Source organism: Microbacterium sp. zg-B96, from assembly GCF_030246865.1.
GTDB lineage: Bacteria > Actinomycetota > Actinomycetes > Actinomycetales > Microbacteriaceae > Microbacterium.
In genome coordinates this window covers 1340546-1362178 of record NZ_CP126738.1, presented here as the reverse complement: position 1 = coordinate 1362178, position 21633 = coordinate 1340546, and the positions used below count along the sequence as shown (strand labels likewise).

Genomic DNA, 21633 nt, shown 5'->3' with positions numbered 1-21633 from the left:
TAACGTCGCGGTATGGACGTCGTCAACGAGCTCATCCTGCAGGCGGTGGCCTCACCGTGGCTGTACCTCCTCATGCTCACCCTGGCCATCGTGGACGGGTTCTTCCCGCCGGTGCCGAGCGAGACGGTGCTGGTCGCCGCGGCCGCCGTGACGGTGTCGGCGGGGGGTCCGAACCTGGTGCTGCTGGCGACGGTCGCCGCCGCCGGTGCGCTGATCGGCGACAACCTCGCCTACGCGGTCGGTCACTCGGTCGGCATGCGGCGGTGGGCCTGGATGCGCCGGCCCCGGGTGGCCGCCACCTTCACGTGGGCAAGGACAGCCCTGGATCGCAGCGGTGCGCCGCTGATCATCGGGGCCCGCTACATCCCCGTCGGCCGTGTCGCCGTGAACATGTCCGCCGGAGCGCTGGGCTTCGGATGGCGCCGCTTCCTCCCGCTCAGCGCCATCGCCGTCGTCACCTGGGCGGCGTACAGCACGGGTCTCGGACTGGTGGCGGGCCACTGGCTTGCCGACCAGCCGCTGCTCAGCGCCCTCGCCGGCATCCTGCTGGCGCTGGTCATCGGTGTCGCAATCGACCGGGTCTCCGCCATCCGGCGCCGCAGGCACGCCCGCGGGACTGCCGCGCCCCGCGAGCTTGACGACTTCATCGCCCACCGCATCACTTCACCCCTGGGTACGGGGGCGGACGGCACCGCAGGCTGATGTACCCGCGGGCACCGCGTCCATAGCCTCATCGGACAGGCGTCGGTCTCGCCGCCGTGCTCACCCTCCTGCTGGCCGCACTGCGCTGCAACCGACTGGTCGATTTCGATTCGGCACATCACAGGGACAGGAAGTAAAGTAAGCCTGCCCTAACATTGTCGGGCTCACTCAACCATCGGAGGTTGCCATGCCCCGCACTCGCTTCGCAGTCGCCACCGCCGCCGTCGCCGCGGCCACCCTGCTGCTCTCCGGCTGTGCCGGCAACACCCCCGAGGATGCCGCCGGCGAGGCCGGATCGTCCGATGGGACGTTCCCCGTCACGATCGAGCACGCACTCGGCGAGACGACGATCACGGAGAAGCCCGAACGCGTCGCCACCGTCGCGTGGGCGAACCACGAAGTGCCTCTGGCCCTCGGCATCGTTCCGGTCGGCATGGCCAAGGCGGCGTGGGGCGACGATGACGGGGACGGCGTGCTGCCGTGGGTCCAGGAGCGCCTTGAGGAGCTCGACGCCGAGACCCCGGTGCTGTTCGACGAGACCGACGGCATCGACTTCGAAGCCGTCGCCGACACGAACCCCGACGTCATCCTCGCCTCCTACTCCGGCCTGACTCAGGAGGAGTACGACACGCTGTCGAAGATCGCGCCGGTCGTCGCGTTCCCCGAGATCCCCTGGGCCACCTCGTGGGAGGACATGACGCTGCTCAACTCCGCTGCGCTCGGTCTCGCCGAGGAAGGCGAGCAGCTGGTCGAGGATCTCCACGCCGAGATCGACACCGCCCTTGCGGCGCAGCCGGGACTTGCCGATGCGAAGGTGCTGTTCTCCTACCTGGATGCCGCAGACCTCAGCACCGTCGGCTTCTACACGAGCCACGACACCCGGCCGGGCTTCCTGGAGAGCCTGGGACTGCCCGCACCCGCCGTAGTGACCGAGGAATCCGAAGGCACGGACGCGTTCTACGTCACCGTCAGCTCGGAGCAGGCCGACCGCTTCGCCGACGTCGACGTGTTCGTCACCTACGGCTCCGCCGACGGGGCGATCATCGAGCAGCTGCAGGCTGATCCGCTGCTCTCACGCATTCCCGCCATCGCCGAGGGCCGCATCGCGATCCTCGAGGACTCCACGCCGCTCGCGGCATCCGCGAACCCGTCGCCGCTGTCGATCGGCTGGGGCATCGACGAGTACTTCGCGGTGCTCGCGGGCGCGCTCGGCTAGACGAGGTGACCGACCTTCGCACTCCCGCACCGCTGCCGGAGACCGCCGCTCTGCGGCGTCCGGTGGCGGTGCGGCTGGCGTGGGTCGGAGCAGGCGCCGTGGTGCTGGCATTGGCCGTCGTGGCATCCGTCGCCTTCGGCGTGCGGGATGTATCCCTCGCAGAGATCATCCAGGCCTTCGGCGGAGACACCGACGGCATCGCGCAGGCGGCGGTCGTGGCGCGACTGCCGCGCACCGTGCTGGCGATCCTGGTCGGGGCGGCGCTGGCGATGTCAGGGGCGACGATGCAGGCGGTCACCCGCAATCCGCTGGCTGACCCCGGCATCCTCGGAGTCTCCGGCGGCGCGAGCCTGGCCGTCGTGGTCGGCATCGCCTTCTTCGGTCTGTCTGCGCCGTACAGCGTCATGGCCGTCGCGATCGCCGGCGCCGCCGGTGCGGCGGTCTTCGTCTACAGCGTCGGTTCGCTCGGCCGCGGCGGTGCCACCCCGCTGAAGCTCACGCTCGCCGGTGCTGCCACCTCCGCGGCGTTCATGTCGCTGGTCAGCGCGGTGCTGCTGCCGCGGGTGGACGTGCTCGAGACGTTCCGCTTCTGGCAGATCGGCGGCGTCGGCGGCGCCACCTGGGACCGCATCGGCGCGCTGCTGCCGGTGCTCGCCATCGGCGCGCTGATCTGCCTGGCCACCGCGCGCGGTATGAACTCGCTGGCGCTGGGCGACGATCTTGCCGCCGGTCTCGGCGAGCACGTCGCGCGCACGCGGCTCATCTCCTCTGCCGGCGCCATCGTGCTGTGCGGCGCGGCGACCGCGATCGCCGGCCCCATCGGCTTCGTCGGCCTGGTGATCCCGCACCTGTGCCGGCTGCTCATCGGCACCGACCACCGCTGGCTGCTGCCGTTCTCCGCCGTCGCGGGGGCAGCGCTGCTCGTGGCCGCCGACGTCGTCGGGCGGGTCGTCGCACGCCCGTCCGAGATCGAGGTCGGCATCATCACCGCTCTCATCGGCGCCCCGGTGTTCATCTGGATCGTGCGCCGCCAGAAGGTGAGAGAACTGTGACCGCGCAGCTGATCCGCGCCGGCAGGAAGTCGCGGCTGCGTCGGCGGGCATCGGTGACCTGCCTCCTCATCGCGCTGATCGCGGTGGTCTACGCGCTGAGCCTCATGATCGGGCAGACCTTCTACTCCCCCGGCGAAGTGCTCGCTGTCATCTTCGGGCAGACCGTGCCCGGCGCGTCGTTCACCGTCGGTGAGCTGCGCCTTCCCCGTGCGACGCTCGGACTGTTCGCCGGCTTCGCCCTGGGGCTGGCCGGCGCGACCTTCCAGACGATGCTGCGCAACCCGCTCGCCTCCCCCGACATCATCGGCATCACCTCCGGCGCGAGCGCTGCCGCGGTGATCGGCATCATCGTGCTGGCGCTGGACGACAGCGCCGTCTCGCTGCTCGCCCTCGGCGGCGCGCTGCTGGCCGCGGCGGTGATCTACCTGCTGTCCAACCGGGGCGGGTTCGCTGGCACGCGGTTGATCCTGATCGGCATCGGCATCGCGGCGATGCTCGACAGCGTCGTGACGTACGTCCTCTCGCGTGCTGCGGCCTGGGACCTGCAGACGGCGATGCAGTGGCTCTCGGGCAGCCTCAACGGCGCAACGTGGTCCACCGTGCTGCCGGTGCTCGCAGCGTGCGTTCTCATCGTGCCGATCATGCTCAGCCAGGGGCGCAATCTCGGGGCGCTGCGACTCGGCGACGACACGGCCGCCGCGCTGGGCGTGCACATCAACGGCACGCGGGTGCTGCTGATCGTCGGCGCGGTGACTCTGCTGGCCTTTGCGACCGCCGCCGCCGGCCCCATCGCATTCGTCGCGTTCATGGCGGGACCCATCGCGGCCCGCGTCGTCGGCTCCGGCGGGTCGTTGCTGCTGCCGGCCGGGCTGGTGGGCGCGCTGCTCGTACTCGTGGCCGACCTGATCGGTCAGTTCGCGGTCGGCAACCGGTACCCGGTCGGCGTCATCACCGGCATCCTCGGTGCGCCCTACCTCATCTACCTTCTCGTCAGGACCAACCGCTCGGGAGGCTCGCTATGAGCACCGCCCACACCCTCACCGCCGAGGCGCTCACCCTCGCATACGGTGATCGCACCGTGATCGACGGTCTCGACCTGGAGATCCCGCCCGGCCGCATCACCGCGATCGTCGGGGCCAACGGCTGCGGCAAGTCGACCCTGCTGCGCGCGCTGGCCCGGCTCATCTCGCCCACGTCCGGTCAGGTGCTCCTGGACGGCAAGGCGCTGCGCGGGCAACCGACGAAGGAGATCGCCCGCACGCTGGGGCTCCTTCCGCAGAGCCCCATCGCGCCGGAGGGCATCGCCGTGTCGGACCTCGTCGGCCGGGGGCGGCATCCGCATCAGAAGCTGATGGCGCGGTGGAGCGAACACGACTACGCCGTCGTCGCGCAGGCGCTGAGCGACACCGGCACCACGGACCTGGCAGACCGTCCCGTGGACGAGCTGTCGGGTGGGCAGCGGCAGCGGGTGTGGATCGCGATGGCGCTGGCGCAGGAGACCGACGTGCTGCTGCTGGACGAGCCGACGACGTTCCTCGACGTGGCGCACCAGGTCGAGGTGCTGGACCTGCTGACCGACCTCAACCGCAACCGCGGCACGACGATCGTCATGGTGCTGCACGACATTAACCTCGCCGCCCGCTACGCCGATCACGTGTTCGCGCTGCGCTCCGGGCGCGTCGTAGCCTGCGGTGCGCCGTCGGAGGTCATCACCGACGACCTCATCCGCGACGTGTTCGATCTGGATTGCGTCGTGGTCCCCGACCCTGTTTCGGGATCCCCGATCGTGCTGCCTCGCGGTCGCCATCACGTCCTGCCCGCGCCCGACCCGGCAGTGCCCGAACCGACCGCACCTGGAGATCCCGATGGCAGCCGCTGACACGTCCCGCTTCTTCCGCGCGCGGGTGAGCGCGATCACCGACCTGACCCCCAGCTTCCGCCGGTTCACGTTCGCCGGCGACGACCTCGCCGAGTACGGCGACCCCGGATTCGACCAGCGCGTGAAGATCGTGTTCCCGACGCTGACGGTGGGGCTGGATGCCATGCCGACCGGCGAGAACTGGTACCTGCAGTGGCGGGACCTGCCCGAAGACGCCCGGCCGCCGTTTCGCACCTACACGACCCGCGCCGTGCGCGCCGACGCGCACGAGGTCGACATCGACATGGTGGCCCACGACGTGCAGGGACCGGCATCGGCGTGGATCGAGCGCGCGGTCGTCGGCGACGAGGTGCTGATCTTCGCGCCCACCGTCGCGCACACCGGTGTGAGCTTCGGGATCGACTTCGTCCCGCCCGCACGCACTGACCACATGCTGCTGGCCGGCGACGAGACCGCCGCGCCCGCGCTCGCCGTGATCCTGGAGCAGCTGCCCGAAGAGGCGTGCGGAGTCGTGGTGCTGGAAGTCCCCGACCCCGCCGACGCGGCGTACCTGCCGCATCACGCCGGGTTCGAGTACGTCATCAGTGCGCGCAGCGACGACCGCCACGCGCACCTGCTGCCGTCTGTGGCCGATGCCGCCGCGCGCCTGGCACCGGCCGGTCGCGGAGCCGCGGTCGAGGAGATCGACGTGGACAACGAGATCCTCTGGGAGGTCCCCCGCACCGCGAAGGGCGGCGCCGCGCTCAAGAGCGCCCCACTGTACGCGTGGCTGGCCGGCGAGTCGGGGGCGATCAAGACGCTGCGGCGTCAGCTCGTTTCTGAGCAGGGCGTCGACCGCCGCGCGGTCGCGTTCATGGGCTACTGGCGCCTGGGCAAAGCGGAGAACTGAGCCGCGGCATCCGCCCGTCCCGCCCGCCCTCCCCGTCCAGCCCGCCCTGCCCGCCCTGCCCGCCCTGCCCGCCCTGCCGCGCCACAACTTCGGAGAACCGCAATACTCCGGACCAGTCCGCGCGATCGGCTCCGAAATACCGCAGAACTCCGAAGAACTGGCAAGCGGATGCCGCGCCGTCGCCTCCCCCGAATACTCACTCGGCGGCGCGAATACTCACTCGGCGGCGCGAATACTCACTCGCGGGCGGGCTCGTGGGCGTGCCCGAGCCGGAGACCGGGGATCAGCGCCAGCAGCGCCACCGCGGCACCGATCCCGAAGACCACCGGGTACGCGACGCCGGTGCCGACCAGGGCGGTGAACACGATCCCCATGGTCGCGATCACGACGGCCGACCCGATCGAGTCCGAGATCGACAGCGCCGACGAGTTGAACCCCTGGTTCTGCGGCGTCGAGTACGCCAGCGTCAGCACGGTCAGGCGCGGGTACATCAGCCCCATGCCGGCGCCGGCCAGCGACCAGCCCACGACGAGCACGACCGGTTCGAGGTGCCACAGCGCCGTCACACCGGCGATCGCGATCGCCGCGAACAGCAGCACCGTGCCGAGCACGGTGATGCGGGCGTTGCCGAGCAGGTCGCCCCAGCGGCCCTGCACCGCGGCGCCGAGCGCCCACAGCAGCGCGGCGGCGGTCAGCCCGAGCCCCGCCCACACCGGCGAGAATCCGTAGTCGTCGATCAGCAGCTTCGGCACGTAGATCTCGGCACCGAACAGCGAGCCGGCGATCAGCGCGCGCATGAGCACGACGCTGGGCAGACCCCGGCCGCTGGTGAGCGTGCGCCGCGGCAGCAGCGGCCGCGTGGTCACGAGCACCAGCAGGACGGATGCCGCCACCACCAGTGGCATCCACGCACCGGCTTCGCCCGCCAGGCTGAGGGCCAGTGCACCGGCGGCGACGAGCGATGCCCACACCAGGCGGGCGGCGATCGGCGATCGGTCCGGGTGCGCCGTGGTCAGGTCGGTGCCGCGCAGCCGCAACCACACCAGCAGGAACGCCACGACGGTGAGCGCCGCGACGCCCAGGAACACCCAGCGCCAGTGCAGGAATTCCGCCACCGCACCGGCCAGCACCGGACCGACCAGCGACGGCACCACCCAGGCGGCGGAGAACGCCGCGAACACGCGACCGTGCAGCTGCGCGGGAAAGATGCGCGCAACCACGACGTACAGCGCCACGGTCTGGCCCCCGGTGCCGAGCCCCTGCAGCAGTCGGCCGGCGACGAGCACCTCCATCGTGGGGGCGAAGCCCGCGACGATCAGCCCCGCCGCGAACAGCACCACCGCGCTGGTCAGCGGCGCGACCGGACTGGACCGGTCGCACCAGGCACCCACGACGACCATGCCGATCACGCTGGTCGCGAGCGTCGCCGAGAACGCGACGGCGTACAGCGCTTCGCCGTCGAGGTCGGCGCTGACCACCGGCATCACGGTCGTCACGGCCAGGGCCTGCGTCGCGGCGAGGAAGATCATCGCGACCGCGCCGACGGTCACCCAGACGTACTGCGGCGCCCAGATCCCCGCGGTGCGCTGACCGCTCACGCTCGGACGAGCGCGCCGACGCGCTCGACGGCCTCGCGCAGCACCTCGGGCGAGCACCCGAAGTTGATCCGCACGTACCCGGCACCCTCCGCCCCGAAGGCGGGCCCGTAGTGCAGCGCGACCCGAGCCTCCCGCAGGATCTTCGCCGCCGGGTTGTCGCCCCAGCCCAGCGCGCTGAGGTCGACCCAGGCGAGGAAGCCGGCGTCGGGGATGCGGTAGCGCGCACCGGGCACGTGCTCGGCGAGCAGGCCAGCCAGCAGCCGGCGGTTCTCGTCGAGCGCGGCGCGCAGGCTCAGCAGCCACTCATCGCTCTCGGGCGCGAACGCAGCCACGTTGGCGAGGGCACCGAACAGGCCGGTGCGCCACTCCACCTCGGCCGGCATGGCCTGGACGACGGCGTTCGTCTCCGCCGCCGCGGTCACCATGACGGCGCACTTCAGCCCGGCGAGGTTGTAGGTCTTGCTGGCACTGGTCACGGCGTATCCGGTGCGCGCCGCCACCGGCGACGACGCGAGATAGGGCGTGAACCGGGCGCCGGGGTGCGTCAGCGGCGCGTGGATCTCGTCGCTGATGACGGTGGCTCCGAATCCGGCGGCGATGTCAGCGAGGGCCGCGAGCGTCTCGCGCGAATGCACGGTGCCGGTGGGGTTGTGCGGGTTGCACAGCAGCATCGCCCTGGCTCCCCCGGCGAACGCTGCCTCCACCCCCAGCAGGTCCAGCTCCCAGCCGTCACCGGTGTCCACGAGCGGCACGCGCTCCACCACGCCGCCCGCCTCGAGGATGCAGTCGGCGAACGGCGGGTACACCGGCGGGGTGATCACGACGCGGTCGCCGGGCGTGATCGTCGCGCGCAGCAGTTCCACGACGCCCATCATGACGTCGGCGGTGGAGCGCACCCGCTCCGGCGTGACCTCCCAGTCCCAGTGCCGACGTGCGTACGCGCTGAAGGCGGTGCGGATGCCGGGGTCGGGCGGGGTGTAGCCGGTGTCGCCGCGGGCGACCGCCTGCGTCAGCACGTCGGTGATCGCCGGGGCGAGCGCGAAGTCCAGTTCCGCCACGAACAGCGGCAGCACATCGTCGGGGTACGTGCGCCACTTCGTGCTGCTGCGCTGGCGCAGCAGCTCGAGCGGCGGTGCCTGCAGCGGCGGTGCCTGCAGAGGGGTGTCGTTCACGCTGTGGCCAATCGTCCCGGGGTTCAGGCGCGCGACGGCGCGCTGCTCCACCTTGACATGAAAACGGGCCGACACCGTTGTCCGGTGTCGGCCCGTGTCGCGTCAGATGGCGAAGCCGAGGGCTCGCATCATGTCCCGACCGTCGTCGGTGATGCGTTCTGGGCCCCACGGCGGCATCCACACCCAATTGATGCGGAAGCGGTCGACGACCTGGTCCAGCGACTGCGCTGTCTGCTCCTCGAGCACATCCGTCAGCGGGCACCCCGCCGACGTCAGCGTCATATGGATGATCAGGGCGTCGTTCTCGTCGTCCCACGCCAGGTCGTAGATCAGACCGAGGTCGACGACGTTGATCCCGAGTTCGGGGTCCATGACGTCTTTGAGCGCCTCGGTGACCTCGTCGTACTTCTCTGGAGAGAGGGTGGCGGTCATGATGCGATTCTACGCATCCACGTCGGTCACGGGCTCGAGGTAACGGTCGTACCCCTCGCTCTCGAGACGGTCGGCCAGCTCGGGGCCGCCCTCCTCGGCGATCCGTCCCGCGACCATGACGTGCACGAAGTCGGGACGGATGTAGCGGAGGATGCGGGTGTAGTGCGTGATCAGCAGCACGCCCAGACCGGTGTTCTCCTTGGCGCGGTTGACGCCTTCGGAGACGATCTTCAGCGCGTCGACGTCCAGACCGGAGTCGGTCTCGTCGAGCACCGCGAGCTTGGGACGCAGCAGCTCCAGCTGCAGGATCTCATGGCGCTTCTTCTCGCCGCCGGAGAAGCCCTCGTTGACGTTGCGCTGCGCGAACTTGGGGTCCATGCGCAGGTTCTTCATCGCGCCCTTGACGTCCTTGGTCCAGGTGCGGATCGCGGGCGCTTCGCCATCGATGGCGGTCTTGGCGGTACGGAGGAAGTTCGTCACCGTGACGCCGGGGATTTCCACCGGGTACTGCATCGCCAGGAACAGGCCGGCGCGGGCGCGCTCGTCGACGGTCATCGCCAGCACGTCGTCACCGTCGAACGTGATGGAACCGCTCGTGACGGTGTACTTGGGGTGGCCGGCGATCGTGTAGGCGAGGGTGGACTTGCCCGAGCCGTTGGGGCCCATGATGGCGTGCGTCTCACCGGTGCTGATCGTGAGGGTCACGCCGTTGAGGATGGGGGTCGTTCCCTCATCGGTCTCGACCGTCACGTGCAGGTCGCGGATCTCGAGGACAGACATGTCAGACTTCCTTCTTCAGGTTCGGGTCGATGAGCACATCGTCGCCGTCGATCTGGACGACGTAAACGGGGACGGGCTCGTACGCGGGGAGATTGAGGGGCTTGCCGGTGCGGAGCGAAAACGCCGAGCCGTGAGCCCAGCATTCGAGGGTCTCACCCTCCACGAACCCCTCTGACAGCGAGATGTCGCCGTGCGTGCAGGTGTCGCCGATCGCGTGCACTTCACCGTTCGAGTCGAGCACGACCGCGATCGGCACGCCCTCCACCTCGAAACGGCGGGCAGCGTCCTGCTCCAGCTCGCTCAGCGCGCAGATACGGGTCGCGCTCATGCCTGCCCGCCTGCTTCGAGCTCGGCGAGAATCGCGGCGGTGAGCTCGGCTTCCAGGGAAGGGATGCCGGTCTTCTGCACGATTTCGCCGAGGAAGCCGACGACGACCAGGCGCCGCGCTTCTTCCTCATCGATGCCGCGAGCCTGCAGGTAGAACAGCTGCTCGTCGTCGAAACGTCCGGTGGCGCTGGCGTGACCTGCGCCCTGGATGTCACCGGTCTGGATCTCCAGGTTCGGGATCGACTCGGCGCGGGCGCCGTCGGTGAGCACGAGGTTGCGGTTGGCCTCGTAGGAGTTGGTGCCGCTGGCATCCGGTCCGATGAGCACGTCACCGATCCAGACGCTGCGAGCATCCGCACCCTGCAGCGCGCCCTTGTAGAGCACGTCGCCGGTGGTGTGCGGGCCCTTGTGGTGCATGAACACCTGGCTCTCCAGGTGCTGGCCGGCGTCGGAGAACGACACACCGTACAGCTTGCACTCGGAGCCGGCGCCGGCCAGCTCCACGGAGGGGTTCACGCGCACGACACCGCCGCCGAGGCTGACCACGACGTGGGTGAGGGTGGCGTCTCGGTCCACGCGCGCCTGGTGGGATGCCACGTGCACAGCATCCTCGTCCCAGCGCTGCACCGACACCAGGTTCAACCGGGCGCCGTCGCGGACGATGATCTCGACGTTCTGGGCGTACTGGGCGGCACCGGAGTGGTACAGCAGCACGGTCGCGGCCGAATTTGGCATGGCCTCGACGATGATGTGCGCGTTGGCGTGAGCCGTCGCGTCGCGACCGACCAGGTCGATGCGCAGCGTGCCTTCGTGCTCCTCGTTCGCCGGGATGCGCACGTGCAGCGCGTCGGGCGTGCGCTTCCAGGCGATCGCCGCGGTGCGGTCCTCGGGACGGAAGACCTCACCCCGTGCGGCCGCGTCGGGTCCGATCGATTCGACGCGGAACTGCGCCGGCACGTCGAAGCGGTACTCCACCGCGTGCGCGGCGGAGTCCTCGTCGACGAACACGGCGCCCATACGGGCGATCGGGCTGTGCTTCCAGTTGACCTCGCGGCCGGTGGGCACGTCGAAATCGGCCGGGTCGAAGGAGGTGGGTCGCTCGGAGCGGGTCTGCACCGGAACGAATGCCGCGGCAGGGTCGATATGGCCCTCCGCGCGGGTGGCGGGGGCCTGGGTCGCTGTCGTCATCAGCCGACGGATCCTTCCATGCCCATCTCGATGAGCTTGTTCAGCTCGAGGGCGTACTCCATGGGCAGTTCACGGGCGATGGGCTCGATGAAGCCGCGGACGATCATGGCCATGGCCTCGTCCTCCGGCATGCCGCGCGACTGCAGGTAGAACAGCTGCTCTTCGCTCACCTTCGACACGGTCGCCTCGTGACCCAGCTGCACGTCGTCGACACGGATGTCGATGGCGGGGTAGGTGTCCGAACGCGACTTGGTGTCCACCAGCAGCGCATCGCAGCGCACCGTGTTGGCGGAGTGGTGCGCATTGGCATCCACCCGCACCTCGCCGCGGTAGCCGGCACGGCCGCCGCCGCGGGCGATGGACTTGGAGATGATCGACGACTGCGTGTACGGCGCCATGTGGATCATCTTCGCGCCGGCATCCTGGTGCTGGCCGGGACCGGCGAAGGCGACCGAGAGGGTCTCCCCCTTCGCGCGCTCTCCGACGAGGAAGATCGAGGGGTACTTCATGGTGACCTTGGAGCCGATGTTACCGTCGACCCACTCCATCGTCGCGCCTTCGTGGGCGATGGCCCGCTTGGTGACGAGGTTGTACACGTTGGTCGACCAGTTCTGGATCGTCGTGTACCGAACGCGAGCGTTCTTCTTCACGATGATCTCCACGACCGCGGAGTGCAGCGAGTCGGACTGGTAGATCGGGGCGGTGCAGCCCTCGATGTAGTGAACGTAGGAGCCTTCGTCGGCGATGATGAGCGTCCGCTCGAACTGGCCCATGTTCTCCGTGTTGATGCGGAAGTAGGCCTGCAGCGGGATCTCGACGTGCACGCCCGGGGGGACGTAGACGAACGAGCCGCCCGACCACACGGCGGTGTTCAGTGCGGCGAACTTGTTGTCGCCGGCCGGGATCACGCTGCCGAAGTACTCGGTGAAGAATTCGGGGTGCTCGCGCAGGGCCGTGTCGGTGTCCATGAAGATGACACCCTGGTCCTCCAGTTCCTTCTGGATCTGGTGGTAGACGACCTCGGACTCGTACTGCGCGGCGACGCCGGAGACCAGGCGCGCACGCTCCGCCTCGGGGATGCCGAGACGCTCGTACGTGTTCTTGATGTCCTCCGGGAGGTCTTCCCAGGTCTGCGCCTGCTTCTCGGTGGAGCGCACGAAGTACTTGATGTTGTCGAAGTCGATGTCGCTGAGGTCGGCGCCCCAGGTCGGCATCGGCTTGCGCTCGAACAGCTGCAGACCCTTCAGGCGGGCCTTGAGCATCCATTCGGGCTCGGCTTTCAGAGCCGAGATGTCGCGGACGACAGCCTCGCTGAGACCGCGCTTGGCGGTGGCACCGGCGGCATCGGCGTCGTGCCAGCCGAACTCGTACACCCCCAGCCCTTCAAGCTCGGGACGATCGATGAGCACATCCGACATGACGATTCCTCCTCTGGGCCGCAACGGTGTATCCGTCCCGACATTCCCTGTTCCCCCGCGGAGTTCAAAGGGTGGGATGCCGCTTCCGGGCCCGCTAAACCGGCGCGAATCCGCGCCTAGACTGTGAGTGGTGTCCGGCGCTTGCGCGCGGCATCCCCACCCCACGAGTCTACAGGCAACGCCGGTGCCACGGCGTGGCCACGGCGCCCGGCCGATCCCGATCCGGTGCGCTTTCCCAGGAGGCGACGACATGGCCCACACGGCTGCGACCACGACACCGGCATCCCGGTTCCGCGATTGGCTGCCCGACCGGGTGGATCGCCGTATCCGCGTGTTCGCGTGGCTGTCCTTCCTGGCCGAAGTGCTCATCATCGCCACCGGCGGTGCGGTGCGCCTGACCGGCTCGGGCCTGGGTTGCCCGACGTGGCCGACGTGCACCCCGGATTCGCTCGTGAACACCCCTGAGATGGGCATCCACGGCGTCATCGAGTTCGGCAACCGCACGCTGACGGGGCTCGTCGGCATCCTCGCGGTCATCGTCGTCGTGTTGGTGTGGCGCATGCGCGCCCAGCGCCGCGACCTGTTCGTGCTGTCGCTGATCGTGCTCGGCGGCGTCGTCGCGCAGGCCGTCGTCGGCGGCTTCACGGTGCTGACCGGACTGAACCCGTTCATCGTGAGCTTCCACTACGTCGCCTCGGTCGTGCTGGTCTGCGTGTGCGCGGCGTTCCTGGTGCGGATGAACGCCGCCCCGGGGCCGCGCGAGCGCGCCGTGCCGATCTGGTACGCGATCACCACCCACGTCACGACGCTCGTTCTGGCGCTCACGATCGTCTTCGGTGTGCTGACCACCGGCGCAGGGCCCCACTCCGGCGATGCCGCCGCCGGACGCAACGGCTTCAATGCCGAGCTGCTGGAGCACATCCACGCGTGGCCGGGCTATGCCCTGCTCGTCCTGGTGCTCGCGCTGACGGTCGGCGCGTGGGCGAAGCGCCTGCCCACCCGCACCTGGATCACCACGCTCCTGGGCGTCGTGCTCGTTCAGATCGCGGTGGGGCTCTACCAGGCCCGCAATGGCTTGCCCGAGCTCGCGGTCGGTGTGCACATGGTGCTCGCCGCCCTCACCGCGGCGGCGATGACCGTCGTCGTGTTGCACCTGAAGGCGCCGCGCACAGCCGACGCATAGCCCGCTCAGGGGAGCTGTCCGGGTCGGTGGGGCACGCTGGAAAGACGTGGCGGTATGCGCCGCGTCCCCCAGTCAAGGAGCAGTATGTCTTCCCGTCCCCGTCTCGTCCGCAGCATCCCGTTCTGGGTTCTGATCGCGGGATCGCTCGCCAGCGGCATCGCCGGCGCCCTCATCCTCACCGATCGTCTCGGCGTCATGAGCTCTGCGCTGACTGACGGAACCGCCACCGGCGTCGAGGTCTACGTCGGCCAGATCGAGGCCGTCTTCGGTGCGATCCTCGTCGGTGCCGGCATCGTGGGCCTGGCCCTCGCGCTCACCGTCGCTTCGCTGCGTTCGGCCGTGCCCGCCGCCGTCGCCGCCGCTCCCGTCGCTGCCGCGGAGCCCATCGACTGGTCGGCCGAGCATGCCGCCGTCGACGCTTCGGACGCTCCGAACGAGCCCGTCCGCACCGCTGCCACCACCCACGAGGAGCCCGCCATCACGCGCACGCCCGCGGATGGCACCGGGGCAGACGCCGCAGCTCCCCGCGCCTGATCGCCTGATCGCCTGATCGCCTGATCGCCCCGATCGCCCCGATCGCGCGATCGCCCCGCGTCTCTCGCCGCGCCACGTCTTCGGAGAAATCCCGATTCTCGGACCCGGATCCCCGGTTGCATCCGAAATCGCGTCGTTCTCCGAAGACGTGGCGCGGCGTTTGCGTCACCGAGCGAGGTGCAGGCCCTGCCCGACGGCGCGGGAGATGAGGTCCTGCACGGCGGGCCAGTCGCCCAGGACCTGCTCGTACGTGACCCGGATGACGTGGTACCCGTGCAGCATCAGCGCCGCGTCGTGTGCGACATCGTCGGCCCGCTGACGGTCGATGTGCTGCCTGCCGTCGACCTGCACGATGAGCCGCTGCCCGATGAGGAAGTCGACGCGGTGCCCCAGGATCCACACCTGCGGCAGGATCCGCACTCGCAACCACCGCAGTCGCGCCGCGAAGATCGTCTCCAGTCCCGACCCGGCGAACGACTGCGCCTGGTCGAGCAGAAGACGGGATGCCGCATCCAGCGGCAGCCGCTCGAGCGCGGCCCGCACCACCAGCCCCTGCTGCAGTGCCGACTCCCACACCGCCAGCGCCGCCTCGTGGGGTTGGCACGCCGCCACGAGCGCCAGAAGGTTCTCGATCGGATCCACCAGGGCGTCCGGATGCCGCGGCACGAGCGGCCTCGCCCAGTGCACGAGCGCCCGCGAGTCCTTGTGTCCGGCCGCGTGCGGATCGGCTGCCACGTGCGGACGATCCTCCCGCAGCACCCACAGCCCGCGTCGCCGGGCCTGCGTCAGGCACGAGAGCACGACGCCGTCGCGAGCGGCCGCGACGAGCTCGGCATCCGCATCGGGCACGGCGACCCAGTCCCGACGCACCCGCACGAGTATTCCGCGCTGCAGCGCGAGACGGATGCAGTGGCGCGACCATCCCGCCCGCTGCAGACTGGCCACCCGGGCGACACCGCCGCGAGAGGTGACCCCCTCACGCAGTGCCCGTATCGCCGTCTCGGTCCGGATCGTCGCGCTCATGGCGCCCACCCTGCCCGGCACGGCACGCACCCCGCGTCGCCGATACCGCGATCCGTGGACGACTGCGGCGATCTCGCGCCTATGGAGGAGACACTGCGCCGCGGCATCCGCTCGCCATTGCTTCGGGGAACGCCGCGACTTCGGACCGGATCAGCCGCCCGGCTCCGAATTACCGCAGTTCACCGAAGAACTGGCGCGATGGATGGCCCCGTGCGCCTTAGAAGGGAAGAAGCGGGTCGATCGCGATCGCGACGAACAGCAGCGTCAGGTACGTGATCGACGCGTGGAACACCCGCATGGGCTTGGGTTCGGTGCCGCGCACCGCGCGGTTGTAGAGCACGTGGGACTCATACACGAACCAGCCGCCGAAGACCACGGCCGACACCGAGTAGACCAGGCCCATCTCGGCGACGGGGATCAGCAGCAGCGAGCAGGCGACGGTTGCCCACGCGTACAGGATGACCTGCAGCCCGACCTGGGTGCCGTTGCGGGTGGCGCCGAGCATGGGCACGTCGACCTCGGCGTAGTCGCCCTTGTACTTCATCGACAGCGGCCAGTAGTGCGGCGGCGTCCACAGGAACACCAGCGCGAACAGGATGAACGGGCTCCACGACAGCGAACCCGTCACCGCGGACCAGCCGATCAGCACGGGGAAGCACCCGGCGATCCCGCCCCAGACGATGTTCTGCTCGGTGCGGCGCTTGAGGATGATCGTGTAGATCACGACGTAGAAGAAGATCGCGAACGCCGACAGCGTCGCGGCGAGCCAGTTGGTCGTCAGCAGCAGCCAGACGGTGGATGCCACAGCCAGCACCCACGAGAAGATGAGCGCGTTGCGGGGTGAGATCTCACCGGTGACGATCGGGCGCCCGGCAGTGCGCTTCATGTGCGCGTCGATGTCACGGTCGAGATACATGTTGAACGCTGCGGCAGAGCCGGCGCTCAGCGACCCGCCGATGACGGTGGCCAGCACGAGCCAGAGGTTGGGCAGCCCGCCCTGGGCGAGCACCATGACCGGAACGGTCGTGACCAGCAGCAGCTCCAGCACGCGGGGCTTGGTCAGCGCGACATAGGCGCGCACCGTCCTCCCGAACGAGGGTGCCGTCGTGCGCACACTGCTCGACGTCGTCGTGATGTCCATTGCCCCCGCCAGTTGCCGCTTGTACTGCCGCCCCAGTCTATGGCATGGCCCCGCAGCGGCCACCCGGGCCGCCTCGGTCGGGACGGCCGTCAACGCGTGAGCGATCCGTGTCACGAGGTCACGGGAATAGCCTGGGCCTGAGCCCGCTTCGGTATGCTGAGTACACGCGCGCCGGTGCCACCGGTCTTCCCTTCACTCCACTCGGATGCGGGCTGCGGACCGGCATCCTCACCTGGTGCTTTCCCCTTGAGAAAGGCGACCTAGTGTCGGAGTTGCAGTGGGACGAAATCGATCGGCGCGCGGTGGACACCGCGCGTGTGCTGGCGGCGGACGCAGTGGAGAAGGTCGGCAACGGCCACCCCGGCACCGCGATGAGCCTCGCGCCGGCGGCCTACCTGCTGTATCAGCGGGTGCTGCGCCACGACCCGACGGACACCCACTGGCTGGGCCGTGACCGGTTCATCCTCTCCGCCGGCCATTCCTCGCTCACGCAGTACGTGCAGCTTTACCTCGGCGGATTCGGCCTGGAGCTGGACGACCTGAAGTCGCTGCGCACGTGGGGCTCGAAGACTCCCGGTCACCCCGAGCTCGGTCACACCGACGGTGTGGAGATCACGACCGGGCCGCTCGGTCAGGGGCTGGCCTCCGCCGTCGGGTTCGCCTACGCCGCCCGCTACGAGCGCGGCCTGTTCGACCCTGAGGCTCCCGCCGGTCAGTCGCCGTTCGACCACTACGTGTACGTGATCGCCGGCGACGGCGACCTGCAGGAGGGCATCACCAGCGAGGCGGGCTCGCTCGCCGGCCACCAGCAGCTGGGCAACCTGATCGCGATCTACGACTCGAACCAGATCTCCATCGAGGACGACACCAACGTCGCCTTCACGGAGGACGTCGCCGCGCGCTACGAGGCGTACGGCTGGCACGTGCAGACGGTCGACTGGAAGCGCACCGGCGAATACGTCGAAGACGTCGCCGAGCTGTATGCCGCGATCGAGGCGGCCAAGGGCGAGACCGACCGTCCCTCGATGATCGTGCTGAAGACGATCATCGGCTGGCCCGCCCCCGGCAAGCAGAACACCGGCAAGATCCACGGCTCCGCCCTGGGCGCCGATGAGCTGGCCGCGACGAAGAAGGTGCTGGGCTTCGACCCCGAGCAGTCCTTCGTCGTCGCCGACGACGTGATCGAGCGCACCCGGGGCCTGGCCGAACGGGTCGCCCCTGAGCGCGCCGCGTGGCAGGAGGCCTTCGACGCGTGGGCTGCCGCCAACCCCGAGCGCAAGGCGCTGCTGGATCGCCTCGAGGCGCACGAACTCCCCGCCGACATCGCCGAGGCGCTCCCCTCGTTCGAGGCGGGCAAGGCGGTCTCCACCCGCGCCGCCTCGGGCCTGGTCATCAACGCCCTCGCCGAGCAGCTCCCGGAGCTGTGGGGCGGGTCGGCGGACCTCGCCGAGTCGAACCTCACCACCATCAAGAGCGCCAAGAGCTTCATCCCCGCGCAGTGGTCCACCCACGAGTGGTCCGGTTCGCCCTACGGCCGGGTGCTGCACTTCGGCATCCGTGAGCACGCGATGGGCGCGATCATCAACGGCATCGTGCTGCACGGGCCGACTCGCGCCTTCGGCGGCACGTTCCTGATCTTCAGCGACTACATGCGCCCCGCGGTGCGTCTGGCCGCTCTGATGAACGTGCCCTCGATCTTCGTGTGGACGCACGACTCGGTCGCCCTCGGTGAGGACGGCCCCACCCACCAGCCCATCGAGCAGCTGGCGACCCTCCGCGCGATCCCGAACTTCACGGTCGTCCGCCCCGCCGACGCGAACGAGACGGCCGCGGCGTGGCTGGAGATCCTCCGCCGCAACGGCGGCCCCGTCGGCATCGCGCTGACCCGCCAGAACATCCCGGTGCTCCCGCGCGGCACCGGCGACGCCGAGGGCGACCAGTTCGCCCCGGCCGACCAGACCGCGAAGGGCGCCTACATCCTCGCGGAGGCCCCCGGCGGCACGCCCGACGTGATCCTCATCGCCACCGGCTCCGAGGTGCAGCTGGCCGTCGCCGCCCGCGAGACCCTTGCCGCCGAGGGCATCAACGCCCGCGTCGTTTCAGCGCCCTCGTTGGAGTGGTTCGCCGAACAGGATGCCGCGTATCGCGAGCACGTCCTGCCGGCCGCCGTGAAGGCGCGCGTGTCGGTCGAGGCAGGTTCCCCGCTCACCTGGCGCGGCATCGTCGGCGACGCGGGCCGCTCGGTTGCCATCGATCACTTCGGCGCATCCGCTGACTACAAGACCCTGTTCGAGAAGTTCGGCATCACCGCCGAAGCCGTCGTCACCGCGGCGCGCGAGACGCTCAAGGAGACCCACGCATGACCACCCCCACCGCCCAGCTGTCCGCTGCCGGCGTCAGCATCTGGCTCGACGACCTCTCCCGCCAGCGCATCACCACCGGCAACCTGCAGGGTCTGATCGACACCCGCAACGTCGTCGGAGTGACCACGAACCCCACGATCTTCCAGGGCGCGATCTCCGCCGGCATCGGCTACGAAGAGGCCATCGCGGCACAGGCATCCGCCGGCGCCTCGGCGGACGACACGATCTTCGCGCTCACCACGACGGACGTGCGCGACGCGTGCGACATCTTCCGCCCCATCTACGACGCCACCAAGGGTGTCGACGGGCGCGTGTCGATCGAGGTCTCCCCCGACCTCGCCCACGACACCGCCGCGACGGTCGCGCAGGCCAAGCAGCTGTACGCGGCCGTTGACCGCCCGAACGTGCTGATCAAGATCCCCGCCACCAAGGCAGGGCTCCCCGCCATCACCGAGACGATCGCCGCCGGCATCTCCGTCAACGTGACGCTGATCTTCTCGCTCGAGCGCTACGCCGACGTGATCGACGCGTACCTCGCCGGGCTGGAGCGCGCCCACAGCGGCGACTTCGACCTGTCGCACATCCATTCCGTCGCCTCCTTCTTCGTCTCCCGCGTGGACACCGAGGTCGACAAGCGCCTCACCGCCCTCGGCACCGACGAGGCCCTCGCCCTGAAGTCGCAGGCCGGCATCGCCAACGCCCGACTGGCTTACGAGCTGTTCGAGCAGAAGTTCGCCGAGAAGCGCGCGCAGGACCTGCTGAAGGTCGGGGCCAACGTGCAGCGGCCGCTCTGGGCCTCCACCGGCGTCAAGGACCCGGCCCTGCCGGACACCCTGTACGTCACCGAGCTCGTCGCACCGGGAACGGTCAACACGATGCCGGAGAAGACGCTGCAGGCCACGTTCGACCACGGTGAGATCACCGGCGACGCCGTCACCGGTGCCTACGCCGACGCCCACCGCGTGTTCGACGAGCTCGCCGGCCTCGGCATCGACCTCGTCGATGTCACCCAGGTGCTCGAGGACGAGGGCGTCGAGAAGTTCATCGCCTCGTGGCACGATCTGCAGGGCACCGTCACCGCGGCGCTCGAAGGGTCCAAGGCGCAGGCATGACCTTTGACATCCGGGTCACGGGACACGCCAAGGCGGCCGTCGAGCACACCCTGCCCAGCCTTGTCGCCAGCCTCGTCGCCAGCGGGATCACCGCCGGCGACGGGAGCCTGTGGGGCCCGGAAACCGAAGCCGAGGCATCGCAGCGCCTCGGCTGGGTGCAGGCGGTCAGCGTCTCGCGTCCGCTGGTGCCCGAGATCGTCGCCCTGCGTGAAGAGTTCCTCTCGCGCGGCATCACGCGGGTGGTCCTCGCCGGAATGGGCGGATCGTCGCTGGCGCCCGAGGTGATCTCGCAGACCAACGGCGTGCCGCTGGTCATCCTCGACTCCACCGCGCCCGGCCAGGTGCTCGCCGCGATCGACGGTGACGCCCAAACGGGCGGCCTCGCCGAAACCGTACTCGTGGTGTCATCCAAGTCCGGATCCACCGTCGAGACCGATTCCGCCAAGCGCGCCTTCGAGACGGCATGGCGGGATCTGGGCATGGACCCGACCCAGCACATCGTCGTGGTCACCGACCCGGGTTCGCCGCTGGACGTGTCGGCTCGCGCCGACGGATACCGCGTCTTCAACGCCGACCCCACCGTCGGCGGCCGCTACTCGGCGCTGACGGCCTTCGGCCTGGTGCCCACCGGGCTCGCCGGCGTCGATATCGCGGAGCTCCTCGACGAGGCCGAGGCGACGCTGCTGGAAGTGGCCATCGACAGCCCCGACAACCCGGCGCTCGTGCTGGCGGCGGCCATCGCCGGCGGGCAGCCGCGCCGCGACAAGCTGGGCCTGGTCACCGACGGCACCCACCTCGTGGGACTGCCCGACTGGATCGAGCAGCTCGTCGCGGAGTCGACGGGCAAGAACGGCACCGGCATCCTGCCGGTCGTGCTGCTGCCGGTCTCCCCCGAACTGGAAGCCAAACCAGCCGATCTGCAGATCCTGCGGCTCGTCGACGAAGCGAACGAGTTCCACCTGTTCGAGCAGCACGAGGGCGAGATCCTCGTCAGCGGCTCGCTCGGTGCCCAGCTGGTGGTCTGGGAGTACACCACCGCGATCGCGGGGCTGCTGCTGGCCATCAACCCGTTCGACCAGCCCGACGTCGAATCGGCCAAGACCGCCACCCGCGGCCTGCTCGAGGCCCGCCCGGAGCCGTCCGTTCCTGCATTCGTGCAGGACGGCGTAGAGGTGCGCGTGTCGGACCCGACCCTGGCGGCATCGGGCACCATCGCCGGCGTGCTCGAGGCGCTGTGGGATCAGGTGCCCGCCGACGGCTACGTGTCGCTGCAGGCATACGTCGACCGCCTCGCGCTGTCGCACCTGTCCGGCCTGCGCGAGATGGTGGCCGCGGACAGCGGACGCCCGACCACGTTCGGCTGGGGACCGCGGTTCCTGCACTCGACGGGGCAGTACCACAAGGGCGGCCCCGCGAACGGGGTGTTCCTGCAGATCCTCGACGGCGGCGAAGTGGATCTGGAGATCCCCGGTCGCCCGTTCACGTTCGGACAGCTGATCCGCGCGCAGGCTGCAGGCGATGCCGCAGTGCTCGCCGCCCACGGGCGCCCCGTCGTCACGTTCACGCTCACCGAACCGCAGGCCGAAGTGCTCACGCTGTTCGAAGCCGTCCTGGAGGACTGATC

The 21633-nt window shown here is 69.8% G+C and carries 20 protein-coding genes; 11 read left to right on the top strand and 9 right to left on the bottom strand.

Annotation, left to right across the window (positions count from 1 at the left end; all coding sequences use genetic code 11):
• Nucleotides 1–12 precede the first annotated feature (12 nt).
• The 6 genes from QNO11_RS06215 (at nt 13) to QNO11_RS06190 (ending at nt 5738) form a co-directional block, all read left to right on the top strand.
• A complete protein-coding gene (locus tag QNO11_RS06215) occupies nt 13–702 on the top strand; it encodes a DedA family protein (protein ID WP_257509935.1) in 690 nt (229 codons plus the stop codon).
• A 187-nt stretch (nt 703–889) separates the two neighbouring features.
• Nucleotides 890–1918: an iron-siderophore ABC transporter substrate-binding protein gene (locus QNO11_RS06210; RefSeq protein ID WP_257509936.1), complete on the top strand. Its 1029-nt coding sequence runs from the start codon at nt 890–892 to the stop codon at nt 1916–1918.
• Nucleotides 1919–1923: 5 nt separating this feature from the next.
• Nucleotides 1924–2970, top strand: coding sequence for a FecCD family ABC transporter permease (locus tag QNO11_RS06205; RefSeq protein ID WP_257509937.1), 1047 nt, complete (start codon nt 1924–1926; stop codon nt 2968–2970).
• Nucleotides 2967–3992: a FecCD family ABC transporter permease gene (locus tag QNO11_RS06200; protein WP_257509938.1), complete on the top strand. Its 1026-nt coding sequence runs from the start codon at nt 2967–2969 to the stop codon at nt 3990–3992. The genes QNO11_RS06205 and QNO11_RS06200 overlap by 4 nt, the downstream gene beginning before the upstream one ends.
• A complete protein-coding gene (locus QNO11_RS06195) occupies nt 3989–4849 on the top strand; it encodes an ABC transporter ATP-binding protein (protein WP_257509939.1) in 861 nt (286 codons plus the stop codon). Before QNO11_RS06200 ends, QNO11_RS06195 begins: the two co-directional genes overlap by 4 nt.
• Nucleotides 4836–5738 (top strand): siderophore-interacting protein, encoded by a 903-nt coding sequence (locus QNO11_RS06190; RefSeq protein WP_257509940.1) that lies wholly within the window; start codon nt 4836–4838, stop codon nt 5736–5738. Before QNO11_RS06195 ends, QNO11_RS06190 begins: the two co-directional genes overlap by 14 nt.
• A 236-nt stretch (nt 5739–5974) precedes the next feature.
• On the opposite strand, the gene QNO11_RS06185 is transcribed toward QNO11_RS06190, so the two are convergent.
• The 7 genes from QNO11_RS06185 to sufB form a co-directional block, all read right to left on the bottom strand.
• Complete coding sequence (locus tag QNO11_RS06185; RefSeq protein WP_257509957.1) at nt 5975–7336, bottom strand: MFS transporter; 1362 nt, start codon at nt 7334–7336, stop codon at nt 5975–5977.
• Complete coding sequence (locus QNO11_RS06180) at nt 7333–8508, bottom strand: MalY/PatB family protein (RefSeq protein WP_374113823.1); 1176 nt, start codon at nt 8506–8508, stop codon at nt 7333–7335. Before QNO11_RS06180 ends, QNO11_RS06185 begins: the two co-directional genes overlap by 4 nt.
• A gap of 102 nt (nt 8509–8610) precedes the next feature.
• Nucleotides 8611–8940 (bottom strand): metal-sulfur cluster assembly factor, encoded by a 330-nt coding sequence (locus QNO11_RS06175; RefSeq protein ID WP_257509958.1) that lies wholly within the window; start codon nt 8938–8940, stop codon nt 8611–8613.
• A 9-nt stretch (nt 8941–8949) separates the two neighbouring features.
• The gene (gene sufC / locus QNO11_RS06170; RefSeq protein WP_257509959.1) at nt 8950–9720 is read right to left on the bottom strand and encodes a Fe-S cluster assembly ATPase SufC; all 771 of its coding nucleotides are present in this window, start codon (nt 9718–9720) and stop codon (nt 8950–8952) included.
• A 1-nt stretch (nt 9721) separates the two neighbouring features.
• Nucleotides 9722–10048: a non-heme iron oxygenase ferredoxin subunit gene (locus QNO11_RS06165; protein ID WP_257509960.1), complete on the bottom strand. Its 327-nt coding sequence runs from the start codon at nt 10046–10048 to the stop codon at nt 9722–9724.
• Entirely contained in the window at nt 10045–11235 is a 1191-nt protein-coding gene (sufD, locus tag QNO11_RS06160) for a Fe-S cluster assembly protein SufD (RefSeq protein WP_257509961.1), read from the bottom strand. The genes QNO11_RS06165 and sufD overlap by 4 nt, the downstream gene beginning before the upstream one ends.
• Nucleotides 11235–12653 (bottom strand): Fe-S cluster assembly protein SufB, encoded by a 1419-nt coding sequence (sufB, locus tag QNO11_RS06155; RefSeq protein ID WP_257509962.1) that lies wholly within the window; start codon nt 12651–12653, stop codon nt 11235–11237. The genes sufD and sufB overlap by 1 nt, the downstream gene beginning before the upstream one ends.
• A gap of 250 nt (nt 12654–12903) precedes the next feature.
• Between sufB and QNO11_RS06150 the strand changes: the two genes are divergently transcribed.
• Complete coding sequence (locus QNO11_RS06150) at nt 12904–13836, top strand: COX15/CtaA family protein (RefSeq protein ID WP_257509963.1); 933 nt, start codon at nt 12904–12906, stop codon at nt 13834–13836.
• Between the two features lie 84 nt (nt 13837–13920).
• Complete coding sequence (locus QNO11_RS06145) at nt 13921–14370, top strand: dinucleotide-utilizing enzyme (RefSeq protein WP_257509964.1); 450 nt, start codon at nt 13921–13923, stop codon at nt 14368–14370.
• A 165-nt stretch (nt 14371–14535) separates the two neighbouring features.
• On the opposite strand, the gene QNO11_RS06140 is transcribed toward QNO11_RS06145, so the two are convergent.
• Nucleotides 14536–15393, bottom strand: a complete 858-nt coding sequence (locus QNO11_RS06140; protein ID WP_257509965.1) for an endonuclease domain-containing protein — start codon at nt 15391–15393, stop codon at nt 14536–14538.
• Nucleotides 15394–15610: 217 nt separating this feature from the next.
• The gene (locus QNO11_RS06135; RefSeq protein WP_257510118.1) at nt 15611–16534 is read right to left on the bottom strand and encodes a heme o synthase; all 924 of its coding nucleotides are present in this window, start codon (nt 16532–16534) and stop codon (nt 15611–15613) included.
• 263 nt (nt 16535–16797) lie between these two features.
• Here QNO11_RS06135 and tkt point away from each other — a divergent pair, with 263 nt between their 5' ends.
• Genes tkt through QNO11_RS06120 form a run of 3 tightly spaced genes read left to right on the top strand, consistent with a single transcriptional unit; the run spans nt 16798 to nt 21631 of the window.
• Nucleotides 16798–18897: a transketolase gene (gene tkt, locus QNO11_RS06130; RefSeq protein ID WP_257509966.1), complete on the top strand. Its 2100-nt coding sequence runs from the start codon at nt 16798–16800 to the stop codon at nt 18895–18897.
• Nucleotides 18894–20009: a transaldolase gene (tal, locus tag QNO11_RS06125; protein WP_257509967.1), complete on the top strand. Its 1116-nt coding sequence runs from the start codon at nt 18894–18896 to the stop codon at nt 20007–20009. Before tkt ends, tal begins: the two co-directional genes overlap by 4 nt.
• A complete protein-coding gene (locus QNO11_RS06120; protein WP_257509968.1) occupies nt 20006–21631 on the top strand; it encodes a phosphoglucose isomerase-related protein in 1626 nt (541 codons plus the stop codon). The genes tal and QNO11_RS06120 overlap by 4 nt, the downstream gene beginning before the upstream one ends.
• Nucleotides 21632–21633: the final 2 nt, after the last annotated feature.